The 21,476-nt window shown below is 41.3% G+C and carries 18 protein-coding genes and 1 pseudogene; 9 read left to right on the top strand and 10 right to left on the bottom strand.

Annotation, left to right across the window (positions count from 1 at the left end; all coding sequences use genetic code 11):
* Positions 1-21 precede the first annotated feature (21 nt).
* From Xhom_RS48735 to gntU, 4 genes are all read left to right on the top strand, one after another.
* Positions 22-993: a LacI family DNA-binding transcriptional regulator gene (locus Xhom_RS48735; RefSeq protein ID WP_069317094.1), complete on the top strand. Its 972-nt coding sequence runs from the start codon at positions 22-24 to the stop codon at positions 991-993.
* 147 nt (positions 994-1,140) lie between these two features.
* Complete coding sequence (gene gntR, locus Xhom_RS48730) at positions 1,141-2,136, top strand: gluconate operon transcriptional repressor GntR (protein WP_069317093.1); 996 nt, start codon at positions 1,141-1,143, stop codon at positions 2,134-2,136.
* Between the two features lie 260 nt (positions 2,137-2,396).
* Positions 2,397-2,954 carry a gluconokinase gene (gntK, locus tag Xhom_RS48725; RefSeq protein ID WP_069317092.1) on the top strand — a complete coding sequence of 186 codons (558 nt, stop codon included), beginning with the start codon at positions 2,397-2,399 and terminating at the stop codon, positions 2,952-2,954.
* Entirely contained in the window at positions 2,951-4,288 is a 1,338-nt protein-coding gene (gene gntU / locus Xhom_RS48720; protein WP_069317091.1) for a gluconate transporter, read from the top strand. Before gntK ends, gntU begins: the two co-directional genes overlap by 4 nt.
* Positions 4,289-4,518: 230 nt before the next feature.
* Here gntU and Xhom_RS48715 read toward each other — a convergent pair whose 3' ends face one another.
* From Xhom_RS48715 to Xhom_RS48690, 6 genes are all read right to left on the bottom strand, one after another.
* Positions 4,519-5,742 carry an SGNH/GDSL hydrolase family protein gene (locus Xhom_RS48715; protein WP_069317090.1) on the bottom strand — a complete coding sequence of 408 codons (1,224 nt, stop codon included), beginning with the start codon at positions 5,740-5,742 and terminating at the stop codon, positions 4,519-4,521.
* On the bottom strand, positions 5,729-6,868 hold the full coding sequence (locus tag Xhom_RS48710) for an SGNH/GDSL hydrolase family protein (protein WP_069317089.1): 1,140 nt from the start codon (positions 6,866-6,868) through the stop codon (positions 5,729-5,731). Before Xhom_RS48710 ends, Xhom_RS48715 begins: the two co-directional genes overlap by 14 nt.
* The gene (locus tag Xhom_RS48705; protein WP_069317088.1) at positions 6,855-8,276 is read right to left on the bottom strand and encodes an MBOAT family O-acyltransferase; all 1,422 of its coding nucleotides are present in this window, start codon (positions 8,274-8,276) and stop codon (positions 6,855-6,857) included. Before Xhom_RS48705 ends, Xhom_RS48710 begins: the two co-directional genes overlap by 14 nt.
* A gap of 407 nt (positions 8,277-8,683) precedes the next feature.
* Entirely contained in the window at positions 8,684-9,457 is a 774-nt protein-coding gene (locus Xhom_RS48700; RefSeq protein ID WP_069317087.1) for a protein bax, read from the bottom strand.
* A 428-nt stretch (positions 9,458-9,885) separates the two neighbouring features.
* Complete coding sequence (locus Xhom_RS48695) at positions 9,886-10,704, bottom strand: hypothetical protein (protein WP_069317086.1); 819 nt, start codon at positions 10,702-10,704, stop codon at positions 9,886-9,888.
* Positions 10,705-10,897: 193 nt separating this feature from the next.
* The gene (locus tag Xhom_RS48690) at positions 10,898-11,371 is read right to left on the bottom strand and encodes a DUF3761 domain-containing protein (RefSeq protein WP_232326120.1); all 474 of its coding nucleotides are present in this window, start codon (positions 11,369-11,371) and stop codon (positions 10,898-10,900) included.
* Positions 11,372-11,725: 354 nt separating this feature from the next.
* On the opposite strand from Xhom_RS48690, the gene Xhom_RS48685 reads away from it, so the two are divergent.
* From Xhom_RS48685 to Xhom_RS48675, 3 genes and pseudogenes are all read left to right on the top strand, one after another.
* A complete protein-coding gene (locus Xhom_RS48685) occupies positions 11,726-12,829 on the top strand; it encodes a toxic anion resistance protein (protein WP_069317084.1) in 1,104 nt (367 codons plus the stop codon).
* Between the two features lie 101 nt (positions 12,830-12,930).
* The gene (locus Xhom_RS48680; protein WP_232326372.1) at positions 12,931-13,950 is read left to right on the top strand and encodes a 5-bromo-4-chloroindolyl phosphate hydrolysis family protein; all 1,020 of its coding nucleotides are present in this window, start codon (positions 12,931-12,933) and stop codon (positions 13,948-13,950) included.
* A 106-nt stretch (positions 13,951-14,056) separates the two neighbouring features.
* Positions 14,057-14,712: pseudogene (locus Xhom_RS48675) on the top strand (SDR family oxidoreductase).
* Between the two features lie 175 nt (positions 14,713-14,887).
* Here the strand turns inward: Xhom_RS48675 and Xhom_RS48670 are convergent.
* A complete protein-coding gene (locus Xhom_RS48670; RefSeq protein WP_069317082.1) occupies positions 14,888-15,238 on the bottom strand; it encodes a SymE family type I addiction module toxin in 351 nt (116 codons plus the stop codon).
* Positions 15,239-15,925: 687 nt separating this feature from the next.
* Between Xhom_RS48670 and tnaA the strand changes: the two genes are divergently transcribed.
* Positions 15,926-17,332 (top strand): tryptophanase, encoded by a 1,407-nt coding sequence (gene tnaA / locus Xhom_RS48665; RefSeq protein ID WP_069317081.1) that lies wholly within the window; start codon positions 15,926-15,928, stop codon positions 17,330-17,332.
* 761 nt (positions 17,333-18,093) lie between these two features.
* A complete protein-coding gene (locus Xhom_RS48660; protein WP_069317080.1) occupies positions 18,094-18,720 on the top strand; it encodes a tyrosine-type DNA invertase in 627 nt (208 codons plus the stop codon).
* A gap of 509 nt (positions 18,721-19,229) precedes the next feature.
* On the opposite strand, the gene Xhom_RS48655 is transcribed toward Xhom_RS48660, so the two are convergent.
* Genes Xhom_RS48655 through Xhom_RS48645 form a run of 3 tightly spaced genes read right to left on the bottom strand, consistent with a single transcriptional unit; the run spans position 19,230 to position 21,375 of the window.
* Positions 19,230-19,808 carry a TerD family protein gene (locus Xhom_RS48655; RefSeq protein ID WP_069317079.1) on the bottom strand — a complete coding sequence of 193 codons (579 nt, stop codon included), beginning with the start codon at positions 19,806-19,808 and terminating at the stop codon, positions 19,230-19,232.
* A 55-nt stretch (positions 19,809-19,863) separates the two neighbouring features.
* The gene (locus tag Xhom_RS48650; RefSeq protein ID WP_069317078.1) at positions 19,864-20,892 is read right to left on the bottom strand and encodes a TerC/Alx family metal homeostasis membrane protein; all 1,029 of its coding nucleotides are present in this window, start codon (positions 20,890-20,892) and stop codon (positions 19,864-19,866) included.
* Between the two features lie 27 nt (positions 20,893-20,919).
* A complete protein-coding gene (locus tag Xhom_RS48645; protein WP_069317077.1) occupies positions 20,920-21,375 on the bottom strand; it encodes a tellurite resistance TerB family protein in 456 nt (151 codons plus the stop codon).
* Positions 21,376-21,476: the final 101 nt, after the last annotated feature.

Below are 21,476 nucleotides of genomic sequence, written 5' to 3'. Positions count from 1 at the left end.
TTGGAATGATAAGGAAAGTATATGGTAACTCTGGAAGATGTGGCGAAGTATTCTGGTGTTTCCCGCGCCACGGTATCACGGGTGGTCAATGGCAATAAAAATGTGAAAGCGACAACTCGCGCCAAAATAGAGAATGCCATTGTGAAATTGGGGTACAGCCCCAATCTGGCAGCGCGTGAATTGGCATCCAGTCAGAGCAATACGCTGGGCTTGGTGACAACCTCTTACCGTGGGGGTTTTTTCGGGGCCTTGATGGACAGCATCCAGACAGAAGTGGAATTGCACGGCAGGCAGCTTCTGGTTACTCAGGGCAGAAATAGTGCTGAAAATGAATGGCAGGCCATCCTTCATTTAAATAGCTTGCGCTGCAATAGAATGATTTTGCACGTACGTGCCATCAGCGATAATAAATTGCGACAGCTTGCGCAGGGCGCGCATTCTTTCGTGTTATTGGATCGGTGGGTGACAGGCTTGGAGCAGCGCTGTGTTGTCTTTGATCATCATAAGGCCAGCTATCTTGCAACGCAGGCATTGATTGAGCATGGTCATACTCGCATTGCCTGCGTTAGTGGCCCTGTTTCCCGCAATCCAAGCCAACAGCGCCGTCAGGGGTTTTTGGATGCCATGCAGAAAGCGGGATTACACCCCGTTGCTTGCCTGGAAGGGGAGTACGATCTGCAAAGTGGCTATCGGCAGACCTGTACAATTTTGACGTTATCGCGGCCCGATGCCCTGTTTTTCTGTAGTGAAGAGATGGCACTTGGTGCGTTGCTGGCGATTACTGAACAGGGGTTGAGTGTCCCGGAGGATATTTCCATTATCTGTTATGACAGCGGTGAACGTGCAGCCTTTATTCACCCTGCATTAACCAGTGTTCATTTTCCTATCACAGATATGGCCCGTTTCGCGGCTCGTTTATTGCTTGAACCCGATATGCAACATCCCGTATTTGCTCCTAAGATTATTTACCGGGATTCACTCAGGCATGCGTAAGTCGTCACAGTTTCAGAAATTGTTGCAGCATGAAGTGAAAGTATGTCGCATTTTCTGCTAAAAAATATGTTGTGATGGTATATAAATGTGTTAAAACCGCCAGCTATTTATTCGTCGCTACCGATAACTGATTGCATTACATTGAAAATGAAGAAGAAACGCCCTGTTTTACAAGATGTTGCAGACCTCGTTGGGGTCACAAAAATGACGGTCAGCCGTTTTCTGCGTAATCCTGATCAGGTTTCTGAAGCGTTGGGAAAACGGATCGCTGAGGCACTGGATAAATTGGGTTACATTCCGAATCGCGTACCGGATATTCTTTCTAATTCTACCAGTCGTGCGATAGGTGTTTTGCTTCCTTCATTGACTAATCAGGTCTTTGCTGAGGTTATCCGTGGGATCGAACATGTCACTGATCGCAACGGCTATCAGACCATGCTTGCTCACTATGGTTATTCTCCCCAGAAAGAAGAAGAGCGTTTACTTTCCCTGCTTTCTTACAATATTGATGGCCTGATTCTGGCAGAACGAACACATACGCCAAAAACGTTGAAGTTATTGCAGACCGCCGGTATTCCTGTGGTGGAACTGATGGACAGTGTATCACCTTGCCTTGATATCGCGGTCGGGATCGATAATTTTGAAGCAGCTCGCCAGATGACGGTGGCGATGATCGAACGCGGCTGCCATAACGTGATTTATCTCGGTGCGCGGCAGGATGAGCGAACATTGATCCGTTTGCAAGGGTTTGAAATGGCGATGCGCAGCGCTGGGCTTCAGCCGAGAAAAGTCATGACGCCAGCCAGTTCATCCTATTCTCTCGGTGCTCAGCTTTTGCAGGAAACCCGCCAGAAATATCCCGAGGTTGATGGCCTGTTTTGCACGAATGATGATATCGCCATTGGTGCAGTTTTTGAGTGTCAGCGTCAGGGGATCAAAGTACCGGAAGAGATTGCGGTAGCGGGTTTTCATGGCCATGATATTGGTCAGGTAATGACACCAAAACTTGCCAGTGTACTGACCCCTCGTGATCAGATGGGGCGCAAGGCAGCAGAAGCTTTGCTTAGCCGTTTGAAAGATGAAAAATTGGAACAAACTCTGATTGATGTTGGATTTACCCTTTCATTGGGTGAAAGTGTTTAATTTTTGTAGCCCAAAATGCTGCTTCCCCATCTTCAATTGCGATAAGCCTCACATTTTCCTTTTTTGGCAATCTTGATTGATTGCTCATCATCCTGCGCGACTGTTAATGTTACCGGTAATAAGTTACCGGTAACATTTTTTGTGGGTAATACTTCGAATGTAATGCTTAGAAGTTAATGCTCAGAAGGTAATACTTCATCGTTAAAATTTTGCAGGTAAGTCACAGACATAGCAGCAAGCTCTGCGCAAAGGAGTTTTATATGAGCGATACCCAGCAGCTTAACCATGTTTTTGTATTGATGGGGGTATCAGGCAGCGGTAAGTCTGCGGTTGCCAATGGTGTGGCCCGAAAACTTGGTGCCGCATTTCTGGATGGGGATTTTCTTCACCCTCGTACCAATATTACGAAAATGGCACAAGGCCATGCCTTAAATGATGATGACCGTCAGCCTTGGCTGAAAGCGCTCAACGATGCCATTTTCGCTATGCAGCGTACTAATCATGTCTCCCTTCTTGTGTGCTCCGCATTGAAAAAAAACTATCGGGATATGCTGCGCGATGGCAATAAAAATCTGTCATTTCTCTATATGAAAGGTGACTTTGATTTAATTGAAAGCCGTCTGAAAGCGCGTAAGGGGCACTTTTTCAAACCACAAATGTTGATCTCGCAATTTGAGACGCTGGAAGAGCCGACCAGCGATGAAAAAGATGTCCATCGTATTGATATCGGGCCTGCTCTTGATGACGTGATTAAAAACACAATAAAAACGATTGATCGTATCCAATCCATTGACCGTATTAGCGAGGGGCATCAATGAGTACATTCACTCTGGTTCTGACGGCTGTCGGCTCTGTTCTCTTATTATTATTTTTGGTGATGAAAGTCCGGATGCACGCTTTTATTGCCTTAATGTTGGTTTCAATTGGTGCAGGAGTTTTTTCTGGTATGCCACTGGAAAAAATCACTCAGACCATGCAAAACGGTATGGCTGGCACCTTGGGATTTCTCGCAGTTGTTGTGGCGTTGGGGGCAATGTTTGGCAAAATTTTGCATGAAACAGGAGCGCTCGACCAGATTGCTGTGAAGCTGCTGGGCAGTTTTGGGGAAAAACGGGCGAACTACGCATTGGGCGTCGCAGGGCTGATCTGCGCATTACCACTATTTTTTGATGTTGCAGTTGTATTGTTGATTGGTGTGGTATTTGCCGTTGCACGTCGTACCAGTGGTAATGTTGTGAAATTGGCGCTCCCACTGTTTGCAGGGGTTGCAGCAGCGGCCGCGTTTCTGGTTCCGGGGCCGACTCCCATGATGCTGGCATCTCAAATGGGGGCTGATTTTGGTTGGATGATCCTGATTGGACTGAGCGCAGCGATCCCCAGCATGTTACTGGCTGGCCCGATCTACGGTAACTTTATCAGCAAATATGTGACGCTGGATTTACCTAAAGATTTAAGTATGCCGAGCCTTGGCAAAAGCCAGATGCCTTCTTTTGGATTCAGCTTGGCGCTGGTGCTGTTCCCGCTGGTGTTGGTGGGGTTGAAAACCATTGGGGCGCGTTTTGTTGATCAACAATCGACGCTATACCATTGGCTGGAATTCATCGGTCATCCTTTCAGCGCGATTTTGATTGCGTGTCTGGTAGCGATTTATGGTCTGGCCATTCGTCGTGGCATGAGCAAAGAGAAAGTGATGGATGTCTGCTCTTCGGCGATCCAACCTGCGGGGATTATCCTATTGGTAACCGGCGCTGGTGGTGTCTTCAAACAAGTGTTGATTGACTCCGGTGTTGGGCCTGCATTGGGTAATGCGTTGGTTGGTGCCGGCCTGCCCATTGCAGTGGCCTGTTTTATTCTGTCGGGTGCGGTTCGCGTGATCCAAGGTTCGGCGACGGTGGCTTGCCTGACCACGGTGGGACTGGTTCTGCCGGTGATTGGTGAACTGGGTTATTCCGGTGCGCAAATGGCTGCATTATCAGTGTGTATTGCTGGTGGCTCTTTGGTACTGAGCCATGTAAATGACTCGGGTTTCTGGTTGTTCGGTAAATTTACCGGCGCGACAGAAGCACAGACGCTGAAAACCTGGACGATGATGGAAACCATTCTGGGTACAACCGGCGCAATTGTGGGCATGATCTACTTCGCAATGCTGTGATGTGCTAAGTCTTTTTGAGCGATTGCTAACGGCACCTTATGATTGATTAAGGTGCCGTTTTTTTATTAATTCTTCTCAGTTCTCGGCATCATTGTTGTTGTTCCTATAATCAGATTATCAGTCATTGATTTATAGTTAGGAAAACGCGATGGCGTGAGAGTCATTTATTACTACAAATTAGTACAAAGAAGCATGTAGAAAATGTCCAACATGCTTCTTGTCGTTTTAATTTATTGCCCAACCAAACCCATAAACTGCTGATAAAGCGCTTCCGCACTGCGTTCATAACCGGCGGCAGAAAGGTGAACGTAGTCAGAGCGTGCTAGGTTTTGCTGTTCCCAGCCTCTGACTGAACATGGCCCACCCATGTATTCCCGCCAATCCCAGAACAAGGTGCGCTGTTTTCTGGCAACGTCTTGCTGAATTTGAATCACATTATTGAGCAAGGCTGGTTGCTGTTCGCTACAGTTTGCTGCCGTTTTATTTTTCAGTGAGTCATTCGGCCCAATCAGCAAGATAACGGCTTGCGGTATTGTTCTGCGAATATCTTGCACTTTGGATGTCAGATCGTTCTGATAAGCAGCTAAATCGAGAGAATCATTAAAGGCTTCATTAGTGCCATAAGCGAAGATCACCAAATCCGGCTTCATCTGAGCCAGCGTATCGATCCACTGCGACTGCCATTTATCCAGCATATTAATGGTGGCCCCATTAATTCCCAGTGCAGATAGCATGATGCCGGGGCTTTGACGTTTTATCAGCCATCCACCGATTTTTAATTGAGTATCCTGCGGGTAGAGATTGATTGGGAATGTGACACTTTTTTCTGGCGAGAAACGCCATTCACTTTGCGTGGCAGGTAGATTCCATAATCGCATTGACGTAGTTTGGGCCTTGATTTGTGTTGCCTCATGGGATTGATAGAGCGCACTGACCCAGTATTTATCAAGGCTGGAGGGCGATAAATCCATCCGTAATGTACTGTTGGTATTCTCTGGAACGGCAATAAATCCACCCAGCGGATAATCTGCGCGATTGTCTTTCCGGCTGCTTGAAAGCCACCAGCCAGTTTTATCGCCACTAAATTGCACGGTGGCGTTACGCTGGCCGGGAATATTCATGGGGCTGATAAAACCCGGCCCTGCATCACCGTAACGATTCTGCAATAAACTGCGTAGCTTGCCGGTAAAGAAATCGGCAGCAGTGTGTGAATCACCCAGCTGCGCAAAATGAAGCTGTCGAGAGTCGCTATGACGCAATTTGTCTGCCAGCAATATGAGATTAGGATCGCCAAAATCCGTCAGTTGTTGCTGACGGTGCATTTGCGTGATTTGGCGATCTGATGAGAGAGTCGATTTATTCCCTTGGCATGATAACAGGCTTATAGAGAGCGCGATAACGAGACCAGCACCCACTACCCGATAAAACCCGCGGAACAATTTAAATGGTTTCATCTTCTTTCGCTGGCTCCTGAATAAATGTGATTAATGAAAATAAATAGTTAGCGATGGTCTGTTGTCCAGTCAAACTGAAATGAATACCGTCACCGCTTCGGAGTTTGATCGTACTGCTGCCATCACCGATATAATCTGAATAATTATCTGATTTATATTTGAACATATCATTAGCAGCAACATAGATCTCGCCTATTTTGGTTACCTCTGACTGATATAATTTATTTAGGTAAATCATGTTGTTAGATAGTTTCTTTTGGCGCATATTCGGAGGGCCAACCCAAATGACATTCACTTGATACTGTTGCGCGTTATTTAAAATGGTTTCGACTCTTTGGCGATACAGATTTTCCCAGTCTTCACTTGCGAATTTCAAATAAGCGCTTCCACGTTTTGATGGTATATCCCACGGATCATTCGGGCCTAAAAATACCACGACCAATTTAACATCAGGATTGTCTCTTAACGCATTACTGATCGTTTTCGGCCAATCAAAGAATCCGGGATAAGACAACCCTGTACTTTGCTTACTTAAATTAATACTGGAAATCCCATATTCCTGGTAAAGACGACGTTTTAAGTGTGGGGCAACGCCCTGCATCATTGAATCACCGACAAATAACGCTTTATCTTTTACTCCCAAGCTGACGTGAGTTTTCTGGACAATTTTAATGACGGGATTGTGTTCTGATCCATTTTGGCGCAAGGGAGACTGAACGAGTCTAATATCCTTTTTCAGTAATTCAGGAAATGTAAAAGAGATATTTTCAATGGGATGCACATAACCTTCCAGAAAGCGCAACCCAACCTGAAATTCAGGAGGAAATATCTCTCGGGTTTGATGACTGTTCATCGGTTGCTGAGATTGATTATTCTGATATTTACCTCTTGCATATGCAATAAACGTCTCACTGGCAGAAATGGTACCTTGTTGCATATTACTGCCTAAATCCCACCAAGGCTCCCCTTTGAGGGATGTCCAAGGGCTATTGCGGTGATATTTCTGTTGCCAGAAATTATCCAACGAACTTTGATTCAACCAGATCAGCAGCAAACAAGTCAAAGTAATAACAAAAATCACTTGTCCGACTTTCTTAAGATTAGATGTAGATTCAGAAATTGGCATAGATAAATCCCGGCATTCCAGAAGGTGACAGCATAAATACCAAAGTAAGGATCAGGACTAGAGGAATTGGATAATAAACCCAAGCGATCATATTGTGATTCTTTTCCATTTTGCTTCTGAGACTCACCAGCCACGGGTAGACAATAAAGAACCCCCAGAAAGCCATTAACAGTGATCCACTGGAGAGCAGCGCCATGAAAATATCCCCAGAGAACAATTGATTTAATACGGCAAGAGCGTCATTAAAGGTTGGACTACGGAAAAACACCCATGCAAAACAGACAAAATGGAATGTCACCACACGGGATAAAAATAACGATATGGAAGCCATTACCTGTGACTTATTTTGTGTTTTGGAGGCAGATAACAGGGCATTTTTAATATTTTGGAGAATTAATCCTAAGCCATGAATAGCTCCCCAAATGATAAAGGTGAGACCTGCCCCGTGCCACAGACCTGAAATTACCATGGCTGCGAACATATTCAGGTTCTTGCGAAATACGCCTTTTTTGTTGCCGCCGAGTGGAATGTAAACATAGTCACGGATAAACGTTGACAGGCTGATATGCCAGCGTCGCCAAAATACCTGTAAATTTTCGGCAAGATAAGGAGCATCGAAATTACGTGGTACACGGAAGCCTAATAGCAGGGCAATACCGGTGACGAGATCGGTATAGCCAGAAAAGTTAAAGTAGATATTCCAAGCGTAAGCATAAATTGCTACGAGGACTTGTCCGGCATGGTGGCTGGTTGGGTCTTCAAAAACGGGATTAACAAAATTTTCAGAGAGTGTCGAGCTGAGTAAAAAAAGTTTTGTAATAGCAAATGCGATCAATAACAGGGCTTTGAATGGCTCAAACAATATTCTGGATGGAGCCTGAATCTGTGGCAGAAAATCTTTAGCCCGATTGATTGGCCCCGCGACGATGCTGGGGAAAAAACAAAGATACAAAATAACATCGGGTAGTGGAGCGGGTGTGAGTTCTTTCTTGCAGACTGATACGACATAGCTGACCGAATGGAAGGCATAGAATGACAGCCCTAACGGCATCAACAATTCAAGTACAGGTAATTCCACAGTGAAGCCAATATTAGCAAGTGATTGTTGGATAGCTTCTTGGAAGAAAGAGTAATATTTGAAGGCGGTGAAACAGCCGAGAATACCGAATGTCAGTAGAGTGAATATGATTTTATTGGATAAATAACGGCTGAAAATATTCGCCAAAAAGTAAATAAATAGGGTATAGGCGAATAAAATGTAGGCGAAATTTGCTGAAAAAGAGAATATAAATAAATAACTAACTAAAATTAATAAGCCATTCTGTATCTTTGGGGCTTTTTGTAAAAGCCAATAGACAACAAGCAGAATAACAAACGTTCCAAGAAACTCAAAAGAAAAGAAATTCATATTAGGCTCTGGTTAACCATTTATCGTTGGGACAAGTCGTGTAATTATGGGGGATATTATAGTATGGAAATTACATGTATCTACAACAGGTAATAGAGAGGAATAGTTATAAAAATAATCCACCTTGTAATTAATACAAAGTGGATTTTTGGGCGAGTATACAGGTGATCTGATGTCTTTATTGTTTAATAATGGGCTATATCTTTCATCTTTCAAGTTGTCTCTGGGGTGGTTGCGCTTATTTTCCAGTCATAAATCAACTATGTGACCCGATAGATGTGACTCGTGATTCATGCTGCGCTTAAACTTGAAATTCATTGGGTATAATATTAAACAAAACATAATTTTTAGCATGTTATCCTTAACATAATCTCTTTTAAAGATTATTTCTGGTACATTACCCGAATTTATTCGAGAGTAAATTCCTGTACCTGTGAAATCAGACTCTTGTTACCATTAAATACCTGATGCAAATAGCGATTATAAGCCGTACCCAGTTCGGAATAACCGTTGAGGTTATCGATCAGTTTACTGGTATTCAGTGGTTTCTGGGCCGTCCTCTGTTTTGCACGTGACGAACGCAGTGACTCATAGGCACGGTGCGTATTCATATTTTTCATATAAGCAACGACAGAATCATTGATGTTGCTGTAAACAGAATAACCTTTGATTTTTCCTTTCGCTTTGCCACAAGAAGCGCAACGCATACCAAACAGGTTATTATTTTTCTGGGCCAGCGTTGAGGTTCCCCAGCCGGATTCTGCGGCTGCCTGAGTGGCAACAAAGTGGGTTGGTATAATGTCAACCCGGCTTAGCACTTTGTTCCAATTGACCTGTTTTGGTGAATGGCAGGTCATTTTGTAATCCATGCAGATCTTTTTCAATTGATTGATATCCTGTGCAGACCAGTTATGTTTTTTCTGGTGTGACAGGAGCCATTTGCGGTCTTGCATAATCTTTTGATTATGCTGATCAATTACAGGGACAATAATATTTAAAAACGCTTTCTTCCGAGGTGTACCTGAAGGGTATTTTCGCAAGTCAGGCAAATTTATTTGAATGCCATTGTGATAGTACTCTTTCATTTGTGAGGTACTGGTCGAAGCATAGCTCAGACCGGTAAAAATTAATGAGATAAAGAAAGCGAAGACCGCAGTTGTCCTCATCATTCGAGAGGGCATTTGCTTCTCCTCGTTTTATTAATCTGGATAAAAAACACACGAATATTAGCAGAACAAAACCTATGTGGCTACTATTATCCGTCATTGATAAGATTCATTTCTGTGATGAAGCATAGCACCCTACTGATAAATACCTATAGTTTTTATTTTGTATGGTAAATTAATGTAATGATTATTAGGATTTTATTTTGTGCATTGCGTTATTAATAAAATATTTATTCTTGATATTGTTATCAATTCATAGTTTGTGTTAATGGCTGATGGTTTAACGTAATGTTATTAAAGATTAATTTCTTATCTTGTTTTATTGTTATTATTTTTTATTTGAGTGTTATTTTCTTTAATATCATTATTTGTGATTTATTTTTATATTTTATACTAAAAATAGTGGTAATGGAATTTTTAAATCTATAAATTTGGACGATATTTCATTTTTTATCTAATTCCGTGCCTTTGCTTTTAATATGAAAGTAAAGTAATTTTATGCTTGTCGTCAGTTTACAGCCCATAAAGTGTGATAACGAAAATATGCAAACTAATGTCATAATAGATATCATAATAAAGAAGAGAATAAGTATATAATTCCATGCGTCAGGTTGTTTTATTAAGATAAAAATGAACATAGTAAAAATAATGATCAATACAACTTTGATTGAGGAAAAAGAAGCATCAGCTTCTTTTTTAAGCCATCCCCAAAAATCACCATTAGTCTCTTTCCTTTGTATAGAAAAAAGGCGTAATAACGTTAACTGTTCTTTAAATGTAAATGTCTTTGTAATGAGCTTTCTTTTTTTGGCATCATTGTCAATATAAACCTTAATGCTCTGTGTATTTAGTGGGGGATATGCTTTATTTTCTGATTTTGGTTCAAAAAATATTCTGTTACTTATGCAAAATAAAAATAGTTTTAAACCAATGACATATCCACATCCAATAATTCTGGCTTTATTTAAAATTGCTAAAAGAGAAAAAGCAAGATAGATTAAAACAGCATAATTGGCGATGTAGTTATAGATTTGTGATTTCGGTGGATCGAAAAAATAAAATGTAGCCATAATAATAGGAAGTATTGTTACATTTTTTACCGAGTCTATAAATTCATAGGCTATCCCCTTTAACCAGTTGGTGAAATTATCTCTGGTTTCATTCTGAATTAATGTAAAACTCTTGAGCAGGATAATTTGCTCAGTGTAGGTGAATAACCTGATTATCGATTTTCTTATTTTTTTATCGTCAGTAAATCGCATTATTATTCCAATTTTTTTGGTTGTTTGGTAATTTATTCTTTATTCATCCTATTGCAACTGAATCACTCGATGAATGCAGGCTGATGCTAATGAAAGTATACTATTAAATTAGATAAAAAAATGTGACTATTATCAGAAAAGAATTAGAGAGCCGAAGCTCCCTAATTATGTATGATGAAAAATCACCGGAAAATTATAGCCATTTAGCAACGCCACCGTGGCGAGAACAGGCCCCTTTATGGGATTTGCTCTTACTATAAGTACCATCTTTACATTGAGCGGTGTTTGCCCCTTTTTTCTTGATAGCTTTTTTTCCAGATGATTTTTGTTTTTTGGCTCCTTTGGTGACTTTTTTCTCTAATGAGCCTGCTTTATTTTTTACCTTTTGGACATTGTGTTCTACTGCTGTTGCTGTTTTTGACGCGGTTTCGGTTGATACCGCAGGTGCTGCAAGTGCTGTACTTGAAAACAACACCAGTAATGCTGCAACTGATAACTTCAAGCTTTTCATCATATATGTCCTCTGATTAGAGTACTTAAACCCGAAATCTACTCTTGCAGTTTGGAGTATAGTTTTGAATGTTCTGATTGCAAATTTAACATAGGTAATATTTATGTTTTGATATTTGGTTATTTTATATTTTCTTTTCAGAACAAATAATTGCATTTTGGGTGACATTAAGGATATATGTTAAAATATGTTTATTTTTAATGAGTTTTGCTATGTAGATATTAAATCTCAGTGCAACCAATAAAGTGGCAACTTAAAAGATGAACTGCCAAGAGTATTAGAGAAACTTTTTAAAAAATACAAAGAAAATCAAACGAATATTATGGCTTTTCGCAGCATGGGATCACGCTTATCTTGAGATGAATAGGTTTTAAATAAATACTGAAAATCGTATAATATTTGTTATTTTCCATTCTGTTATGCCCAATAAATTTCAAATTGCATTGCAGTTAACAAAAAGGCAACTTGAAAGATAAAGGGTGTATTTTAATTTAACAATGGGACTACTTAATGAATACGGAATCTATGCCTATACCATCATTTGAACGTCAGGTTGGCACCACCCAATTAGCTGAACGCGTTGAGCAAGAAAAAGTCAATGCACTGGTAGATAAAATTGATATTTTTCAGCCTGCCGCAGTGATTAGTTATGGCGCGAAGCCGATGGGCGAAATTGCTCGTTTTGCTGATTCTCTGTTAGAGAATGTTCGTTCAAAAGAAGCGGGAGAGGTGGGTAAGAAACTGTCCGATCTGGTTATGTTCGTGCGTGAAAATGGCGTGCTGACTGACGAAGAGAAAACCAGTGGTTTTTTGCGTAACCTGCCTTTGATCGGTGGCTTGTTTAAGAAAGCTGAGCGGGCTGTCGTTGACAGAAAAACATTGACGCAGCAGGTGGATACTATCGGCTCTCACCTTGATCGGGCGATGACCAATTTGGTTCGTGATATTAATATTTTAGATCAGCTCTATACACGCAACCTTAGTTTTTATAAAGATATCACGCTGTATGTTGAGGCGGGCAAGCAAAAACTTGAGCAAGTAAAAAACGAGCTTCTGCCTGAACTGAGCATGAAAGCTGAAATGTCTAAGGACATGATGGATGCCCAGAGTGTGAAGGATCTGGTGGAAAATATCACTCGTTTTGAACGCCGTATCCATGATCTGGAATTATCAAAAGCCGTAGCCATTCAAACGGCGCCGCAAATTCGTATCGTGCAGAGCAATAACCAGCAGCTTGTGGAAAAGATCCAAAGCAGCATTATGACAACTTTGCCTATCTGGAAGAGTCAGCTGGTACTGCAATCGTCGTTAGAAGCACAAGGCAAGGCGGCTAAATTACAGAAAGAAGTTAGTGATACCACAAATGAATTGTTGCGCAGAAATGCGGAAATGTTGCAGCAAAATAGCATCGCAACAGCAACAGAAGTTGAACGTTCCATTATTGACGTGGAAACATTGCGTGATGTGCAGAACCGTCTGGTCAGCACGATTGAAGACACCATGCGCATTGCTTCTGACGCGAAAACGAAACGTGCTCAGGTTGAAGTTGAATTGGCTAATATGGAAGAAAACCTGCGTCAGCGCTTGAGTGCCGCAGTGACGAAATATCAGTAATCTGCTGTTTCATCTGTTGTGTATAGACACATCCTATTCCGTGGGATGTGTCTATGATTTGCTGATTATACTGCTTATAAGGAATGAGCTTTATTGTGGATATGATAAAAGCATTTTTTTGGCGCCTGTTATTTCATGGTATAGGGATTTTTACGGGGTTTATTGTCTGTGCCCTGACCATTAACCTTCAATGGAAACCTTGGGGAAGCGATCACTCCCCTATAGCTGAATCACTGATATTCTTTTCTAACTATGTTGGTATGGTGGCACTTTGGGCTCCCCAGAGAGAGAAATGCACAAGAGCTATGCAATATTTTGTCGTCGTATTGATGCTGATATTGTGCTGGTTTGCAGACTTGTTGCCTGTATTTGTTCTACTGGCAGGGTTTGCAATGTTGCTTATCAAGGTGATTGGGCAACGGAAGGTGACTGGTGGGCGATTCCTTCTGCTGGTGATAGTCTGTATTCATGTTGTCTCCCTACTGGCATATGACCTCAAGCCATTTCCCACGTGGTTCTGTATCACTTATGTCGTGTTAGTCATCTTGTTGGGCTGTGCTGAACGTACAGAATCCAGTGAAGATAAACAGAAAGAGGAAAAGCTGGCAGGTAAAACACCTGATAAAAGTGGAGCAGGATTCAAGGACGCAAGTAGAAATAAAAATGCATCGGAGACAGTTAAAATGCCGAGCGAAGAGGAAGTGACATCGGGTGCTTTCAGCGAATATTATCAGCAACTAACCACGATTATGGCATATCAGTCTGCTGTTCCACGGGATATTTGGCCTCATCTGAACAAAATTGAAGAAAAAACCCGTGCTATTATCGCTTGTATGAAAGAGGATGAAAGAGACGTTCCGCATGGGACTGCGTTCTTGAGCCGTTATTTGCCGATGATTAAAAGTGCGCTGGAATCTTTGGCATTACTGAAACAGCATCAAGCCAGCAGTTCGCAATTTCAGGAAGCCAAATTGTTAACCGTTCAGAGTTTGCAGGATATGGGCTTGGCATTCAGTGAAATGCACCAGAAGTTGTTGGATAACAATTTTGATGATTTGGTGGCTGATTTGAAATCGATGACTCAGTTAGTGCGTGCTCAGGGTTTTGATGTGAAACAATGATTCGGAGAATGCGGTTGTGCAAAAAGTGACGATCATTACAGGCGGTTCCCGTGGCATAGGTAAAGCCACGGCGCTTTGCTTGGCAAAATAAGGGCATCATATCTGCATTGGCTATCGTAGCCGTAAAGATAAAGTTGATGAAGTTGTGAATATAATCCGATCTTTTGGGCGGTCTGCCATTGCGATTCAGGTGGATATCGCGGATGAAAACAGGTAGTGGCTTTGTTCCAGCGGACGGAACAAGAATTGGGGTATGTTTCTGGATTAGTGAACAATGCCGGAATATTAAAACCCCAAGCCACTATCGAGCAGTTGACGGCAGAACGGCTAAACGAAATTTTCGCAACGAATGTCACGGGATATTTTCTCTGTGCGCGTGAAGCTGTCAAAAGAATGGCTTTTCGTCATGGCGGGCAAGGCGGAGGGATCGTCAATGTTTCGTCAGCCGCAGCCAGATTGGGCTCTCCCCATGAATATGTTGACTATGCGGCATCGAAAGGTGCCATTGATACGATGACAATCGGGCTGGCACAAGAAGTGGCTGCACAAGGAATTCGGGTAAATGCTGTGCGCCCTGGATTTATTTATACTGAAATGCACGCTGCTGGTGGAGAGCCTGAACGGGTTGACCGAATCAAAGATTCTCTGCCAATGAAACGGGGTGGCCAGCCGGAAGAAGTGGCTCAGGCTATTGCGTGGCTGCTGTCTGATGAATCGTCTTATGTTACGGGTAATTTTATTGACTTGGCAGGAGGAAAGTAAATGCGATGATGAGTTTTAATCGGCTACGTTTAATGAAATGATCCGAAATCTTTGGAAACACTAAAAGCCGGAATTCCTTTCAAGATTTTGCCGGCTCATTAATGAACACGAATTTTTGGTCAATGTGTTTTTTTTAAACAATATATGATTTTGGGCAAAGTATTAGATTATCGGTTCAGGCCAGTAATTCCATTAATTTGGGTTTAAGGATAATCTTGCCTGGCTCCATTTCAATGTTAATAGGCTGTTCCACCAAATTACTGCTCGTTAGCCAATCCCCTGCAATATAAAGTTCGCCATTTTCGCGAATGTTGTCGATCCCTTCGTATGGATTATTTTCGATTTCATTGATCAAGCTGACCAGATCTGTGTTGGGATCAATGAGAGATATAATGACGCCATTGGAAAATTGTGAGATATGAAATAACTCATTCGCGGTAAATCCAGCATCGCTGAGTGTGCTGCCATTTAGTATTAATTCTGGGATATCAATGTCAGTATGGCGAAATGAAACATGAAGGCTCATTTGTACGTTCCTTGTGTTATTGGGGGATACGGCGATACTTTATCAGCACTTTGCCCGTACTGCACCGCGAATTTATACGTGTTTTCATTTGTACCGCATTCATTGCTTAATAATCGGCATCCACCCTAGCGTTTAGTTGACTAACATGCTATCGACAATGTTGCTCTTTGCGAAGCGACGCGCAAAAAATTACTGGATATTTCCATTTTGAAATAGCTTGTTAAAATTCGATCACATAATAGTTTTGTAAATAGCGATGATAAATGTAAATGGCTACCCTAAGATTGATGGTTATTTTTATTTAGTATTCGTTATAGTAGTTTATTACAAGTTTAATTAAATAAGCATTATATTTAATTGTACCTTTATCTTATTATTTTATAGATATTGTTTTTTATGGTTTACTATTATTTAAAAATTACATAGACAGAAATATTTTATTATTGTATAAGTATTCCTTTAGGTATTAATATCGTATGGGTTTAATGTATGAGTCTTGAGTTAATGTTGTACAAATGCTTTTTTCAAGTGCATTCTAATCTTATCAATCGAATATTGAAGCCTGCTCCTATCTAATCACAGATTTCCATTTTGAAAAAAACTATTTTTTAAAGTCTGGCATTTAAGCGTTTTTTCTTAATGCTGTGTGGATCATTTTATTTTTTATCTCTAAATAGGAATATTAAGATGAAGCGTATTCCAGAACCCTTCCGCATTAAAATGGTAGAAAATATTCGTATGACAAACCGTGCTGAACGTGAAACAGCATTGGAAACTGCGGGGTATAATCCATTTTTGCTCTCTTCTGATATGGTTTATATTGACCTGCTAACTGACTCTGGCACTGGGGCTATGAGTAATCAACAGTGGGCAGGTATGATGATGGGAGATGAAGCTTATGCGGGATCTCGCAATTATTATAATTTGGTGGATAAAGTTAAGGAGTTGATCGGATACGAATACACGATCCCTACTCATCAAGGCCGTGGTGCAGAGCAGATTTTATTTCCTACCCTGATTGCCAGAAAAAAACTAAAAGGCGGAGCTAAAAACCCCGTATTCATTTCTAATTTTCACTTTGATACAACAATGGCACATGTGGAATTAAACGGTGCCAAGGCTATCAATGTCGTCACAAATAAAGCCTTTGATACGGGCCATTATTACGATTGGAAAGGTAACTTTGATATTGAAGTCCTTAACAAGACGATTAAAGAAAATGGTGCGGATAATGTTGTTGCCATTATAACGACAGTCACTTGCAATAGTACGGGAGGGCAGCCGGTTTCGCTTGCTAATATGAAAGCGGTATATGAAATAGCGAAGCAACATGATATTCCCGTCGTGATTGATTCAGCACGTTTTTGTGAAAATGCCTGGTTTATTAAGCAGAGAGAAAAGGGTTACGCAGATAAATCTATCAAAGAGATCGTCAAAGAAATGTACCAATATGGCGATATGCTGACGATGTCTGCAAAAAAAGATCCAATGGTGAATATCGGTGGTCTTTGCTGTTTTCGTGATGATGAGGAGTTGTTTAATGAAACACGGATCCGCTGCATTCCTCTCGAAGGGTTCGTGACTTATGGCGGGCTTGCTGGGCGTGATATGGAGGCACTGGCGATTGGTCTCGAAGAAGGGATGGATGAAGACTTTTTATCTTACCGCATTAATCAGGTGACCTATTTAGGGGAACAACTTAAGCAAGCGGGAATACCTATTCAGTACCCGATCGGGGGACATGCTGTCTTTGTTGATGCTAAATTGTTCCTGCCCCATATTCCCAGTGATCAATTTCCAGCGCATGCGTTGAATAATGAATTATACTTGGAAGCGGGTATCAGAAGTGTGGAAATTGGCTCTTTATTATTGGGGCGTGATCCACTGACAGGCCAACAAAAAGAATCACCGATGGAGCTATTGAGACTGGCGATCCCTCGTCGTGTGTATACCAATGATCATATGGATTATATCGTCGATGCTTTTATTGCCTTAAAGCAGCGCGTGGCTGATATCAAGGGCTTAACTTTTACTTATGAACCACCGATATTACGCCATTTTATGGCTAAACTAAAACCCATCACAGAGAAGTGATAATCAGAGAGTGAGTTTTTTGATTCTATTCCCACTTTCACTAAGTCAGAAGTGAAGATTATCAGCATCTTATAAAATGGAATGCCACTAATAAAGCTATATCTAACAGATAGATATGGCTTCTTCGATAGAAAGAGATCGCACCACTTCTTTCACCCCAGTCATAATAGTTAGCTATATGACTGGGGAATTCGTTCTCAAGACATAAGCGCTGCAACTCGAAATCTATTGGGTATGTATCAAATAGATTGTCATATTTATGACATAAATCTGTCATGCAATTATTATTCGCCATTTATCTAATATTACATTTTATTCATTATCAATGTGTCGTGCGATATAAAAATTAAATTTTTTACTTCTTAGTATATTGGTAACTAAAAATAGTATCTTGGTAACCAAAAACAATTGATTGCTTATATTATTTATCGCATTATCTCATGAGGTGGAATGTGTTTTCACAGTGTTTGGACTTGTTGTCTGACAATAAAAAAGATAGTTTTTCTGTATAGCGCATTCTATTTATATAAGGTTTTTGTATTTTTTTGTTATTGGAAAATTAAGATGATTTTTAGTTTGTGTAAAAATAATTTTATAATTTGTTATTTGTATCAATTGGTTATATTAAGAAAAATGTTATTGGTGATCCGGTTGGAAATATTTTCATTTTTTACGGGAATGATTTATTCAAAAAGTTTCCTATCCATGAATGATTTTAATTATAAGAGACAATAACCAACTACCACAGAGAGTAATTCATTATGCTAAAACGTAAATATTTAACTAATTCTGAGATTGAGCAACTATTGGCTGAATTAGAAAATGGTGCCAATGCAGAACGTAATATCTGTATGCTTTTTATGGGCTTTATTCACGGTTTTCGTGTTTCTGAGCTATTGAGGTTACGGATGTCTGATGTGGATCTGCGTGACCGGAGTTTGAGTGTTAATCGTTTGAAAAATGGTTTTTCGACTATTCACCCTATGGTTTTACGTGAAATTCAATTATTGCGTAAGTGGATGACTATACGTAAAAAATTTGAAAAATTTGGTAAAAGTGAATGGCTGTTTATCTCCCGATCCGGGGAACCTTTGTCACGGCAGCAATTTTATAAAATTATCAGGAGCACCAGCATCAAGGCAGAAATTGCGATTTGCGCGAATCCGCACATGTTGCGTCATTCGTGTGGTTATGCGTTAGCGGATAATGGTGTCGATACTCGATTGATTCAAGACTATTTAGGCCATCGCAATATTCGTCATACCGTCAGGTACACCGCGAGTAATGCTGGTCGCTTTGATGGAATTTGGCGAGCAAGAGGGAAGCGAAAAAGGGTTACATTTAGTACCAAACTGTTAACTGATGATGTTTCTCCGTTTGCAAGCTAATCGTTTTTTTATATTTTACAAAGTGTTTTTTCAACGCCTTGATGAATAAAACTAAATAAGTTGGCTTAAATTTTTTAACATTAAGAAAAGTCAATATATCTGACCATTCTCCCTCCACCTAAATTCTCCTGTTATAGTGCTTATTTCGCCATCGAAAGAATAAAAATCCAGAATGTATGAATTTTAAAATAAAACATAAAATAAAAATGAATTTATGTAGATTAATCTATCGAGGTTGACAGTTTGGTACTAAATGTTAACTAATTAGAGGCTGATTATTGGCTTTAAATATGAAACATCAGCAGTCAGTCGATTGTAATGTCGATAAAATAAAAGCCCTGCTTATAGGGTCGAGCAGGGCTTTTCATCACTGTATAGTTATACCCTTTATCTTTCAAATTGCAGCTTTGTTGGCTACGATCACTTACCCCGTCACATCGTTATTTATGTTCTTAAGGGTTCGTTTCTTTGCTGCCTTTTGATGCAATAAGAAATCTATTCGGTATCAATTAAGCAGCGTTAATTCCATATTGCGCACAAACAGAAGCCAGGCCACCCGCATAACCCTGACCTACTGCGCGGAATTTCCACTCACCATTGTGGCGGTATAGTTCACCGAACAGCATGGCAGTTTCAGTAGATGCATCTTCTGTCAGGTCATAGCGAGCCACTTCAACTTGAGAGTCATCGTTAACCAGACGAATGAATGCACCGGAAACTTGGCCGAAGCTCTGGTGACGAGCCTGTGCGTCATGGATAGTGACAACAAACACGACTTTTTCTACGTCAGCAGGGATCTGATCCAGTTTGATTTTAAGTGATTCGTCATCGCCATCGCCTTCACCGGTACGGTTGTCGCCTGTGTGCATGATGGAACCGTCAGCAGATTTCAGATTGTTGTAGAAAATGAAATCTGCATCACCACGTACTTTGCCGTTAGCTGCCAGCAAGAAGGCAGATGCATCAAGGTCAAAGTCCTGTCCGTCAGTTGCGCGGGCATCCCAGCCAAGACCGACCAGAACGTTTTTCATGGTTGGCGCTTCTTTGCTCAGAGAAACGTTACCGCCTTTAGAAAGAGATACACCCATTTTTATTTCCTCATTTGTTACGTTATTTTACTTAGCTAGATTTAACTTACCGGATTTAACTTGCATTTTCTTTTTGTGGGAACAGCAGGCTGGCAATAATACCGACAACCAATACCCCGATGACCACAAATAGGCTGCTTGTCGCCGAAATGGAATAACCATGGTGGAATATGTGTTCTGAAGCGTTCAAACCTAATTTAATGGCAATAAAGAACAGCAGAACAATTACCGCTTTTTCCAAATGCACCAGATACTTTTTCAGTGCTTCAAGCACGAAGTAGAGTGTACGCAGGCCCAAGATAGCAAACATCATGGCGCTGTACACAATCAAAGGCTCTCGGCTGACAGCAATAACCGCAGGTACAGAGTCAAAGGCAAACATCACGTCAGACAGTTCAACCACAGCCAGACACAGCATCAGTGGTGTAGCATAAAGCGCTGCTTTGCCTGCTCGACCCGCTTTCACATCTGCATTTTCTGGTTTAGCCAGCTCTGCATCTACTTCCTTTTGGTTCAGCATAAAATCATGACCGCGCAGTTTCGGCCAAATCGGGAAGAAACGCTTCACCAGACGGTAGGCAAGGTGCTGCGAATAATCTTCGATTTCATCGTCATCATCACCGCTTTTCAGCATCATCACCGCTGTCCAGCCGACAATAACCGCAAACACCACTTCAACCCATGGTCCCAAAGCTAACAGGCTTGTCCCGATGGCGACGAAAATCCCACGGAAGACGATCGCGCCGATAATTCCCCAATACAGAACACGGTGGCGATAGCGGTCAGGCACGGCGAACCAAGAGAAAATCGCCATGATGACGAACAGATTATCGACGGAAAGGACTTTTTCCAGTGCATAGCCCGTTATAAACAGGCTGGCGGTTTCTTCGCCATGACGAGCATACAGGAAACCTGCGAAAACAAATGCAATTGCGATCCAGAAAACAGACCAAAGGGCAGCGCTGCGCAGCGAAATCGGCTTATCATGACGATGCATAAAGAGATCGATAAGGAGCGCACCCACCGACAGAATAATGAATACAGCAACGGTTTCTATCGGAAAACCAATGTGCGTGGATACCATGAAGTAAGCCTCTTAAATTATCTGCGATTACAGTTCGAAATCAGCCGGAGCAAAGCCCAGGGCTATGCATATTTCGCGGGCAGCATTTTTTTCGTTGTTATCAAAGTCACCATCACTTTTGGCGACCGCAATACCGACACGCAAAGCAAGCTGCGCCGCTTCCGGCTGTTGTTTCAGTGCCATAATGAATTTCATGGCTTCACCTTTGCCAATGTCAGCATCAAATTCATAGCTGCTGACCAGCTTGTTGAAGAATTCGATAATTTCAGTGGTATCGAAAACTTTCAGCTCAGGAGAACTTTTGATAAACCCTATCATTTTCTGCTTTTCTTCTGAGCTGACACCGTTGCTCGCCATTGCAACGTGTGCACATACGGCTACTGTGCCTTCCATGAATTTTTTGTTCTTGAAGCGGCCAACTTGGTTGGTTAACTCTTCGCGGCCTGCATTGAATGCAGACTTGATTTTATTTAAAAAGGACATAAGTCCCTCCGTTGGTGTAAGAACTCGTTGTGTAAGAATCCCTTGTATAAGAACTCTCTGTATAAGACATCATTGTGTAAGACATAGTTGTGTAAAAACAG

Source organism: Xenorhabdus hominickii (assembly GCF_002632725.1).
Classification (GTDB): domain Bacteria; phylum Pseudomonadota; class Gammaproteobacteria; order Enterobacterales; family Enterobacteriaceae; genus Xenorhabdus; species Xenorhabdus hominickii.
The sequence above is the reverse complement of the archived record's forward strand: the minus strand, read 5'-3'. Positions and strand labels throughout refer to the sequence as shown.

Excerpts from the sequence above, each read along its gene's own strand:
- Xhom_RS48735 (WP_069317094.1), top strand. The coding sequence starts at position 22 with ATGGTAACTCTGGAAGATGTGGCGAAGTATTCTGGTGTTTCCCGCGCC.
- gntR (WP_069317093.1), top strand. The coding sequence starts at position 1,141 with ATGAAGAAGAAACGCCCTGTTTTACAAGATGTTGCAGACCTCGTTGGG.
- gntK (WP_069317092.1), top strand. The coding sequence starts at position 2,397 with ATGAGCGATACCCAGCAGCTTAACCATGTTTTTGTATTGATGGGGGTA.
- gntU (WP_069317091.1), top strand. The coding sequence starts at position 2,951 with ATGAGTACATTCACTCTGGTTCTGACGGCTGTCGGCTCTGTTCTCTTA.
- Xhom_RS48715 (WP_069317090.1), bottom strand. The coding sequence starts at position 5,742 with ATGAAACCATTTAAATTGTTCCGCGGGTTTTATCGGGTAGTGGGTGCT.
- Xhom_RS48710 (WP_069317089.1), bottom strand. The coding sequence starts at position 6,868 with ATGCCAATTTCTGAATCTACATCTAATCTTAAGAAAGTCGGACAAGTG.
- Xhom_RS48705 (WP_069317088.1), bottom strand. The coding sequence starts at position 8,276 with ATGAATTTCTTTTCTTTTGAGTTTCTTGGAACGTTTGTTATTCTGCTT.
- Xhom_RS48700 (WP_069317087.1), bottom strand. The coding sequence starts at position 9,457 with ATGCCCTCTCGAATGATGAGGACAACTGCGGTCTTCGCTTTCTTTATC.
- Xhom_RS48695 (WP_069317086.1), bottom strand. The coding sequence starts at position 10,704 with ATGCGATTTACTGACGATAAAAAAATAAGAAAATCGATAATCAGGTTA.
- Xhom_RS48690 (WP_232326120.1), bottom strand. The coding sequence starts at position 11,371 with ATGCAATTATTTGTTCTGAAAAGAAAATATAAAATAACCAAATATCAA.
- Xhom_RS48685 (WP_069317084.1), top strand. The coding sequence starts at position 11,726 with ATGAATACGGAATCTATGCCTATACCATCATTTGAACGTCAGGTTGGC.
- Xhom_RS48680 (WP_232326372.1), top strand. The coding sequence starts at position 12,931 with ATGATAAAAGCATTTTTTTGGCGCCTGTTATTTCATGGTATAGGGATT.
- Xhom_RS48670 (WP_069317082.1), bottom strand. The coding sequence starts at position 15,238 with ATGAGCCTTCATGTTTCATTTCGCCATACTGACATTGATATCCCAGAA.
- tnaA (WP_069317081.1), top strand. The coding sequence starts at position 15,926 with ATGAAGCGTATTCCAGAACCCTTCCGCATTAAAATGGTAGAAAATATT.
- Xhom_RS48660 (WP_069317080.1), top strand. The coding sequence starts at position 18,094 with ATGCTAAAACGTAAATATTTAACTAATTCTGAGATTGAGCAACTATTG.
- Xhom_RS48655 (WP_069317079.1), bottom strand. The coding sequence starts at position 19,808 with ATGGGTGTATCTCTTTCTAAAGGCGGTAACGTTTCTCTGAGCAAAGAA.
- Xhom_RS48650 (WP_069317078.1), bottom strand. The coding sequence starts at position 20,892 with ATGGTATCCACGCACATTGGTTTTCCGATAGAAACCGTTGCTGTATTC.
- Xhom_RS48645 (WP_069317077.1), bottom strand. The coding sequence starts at position 21,375 with ATGTCCTTTTTAAATAAAATCAAGTCTGCATTCAATGCAGGCCGCGAA.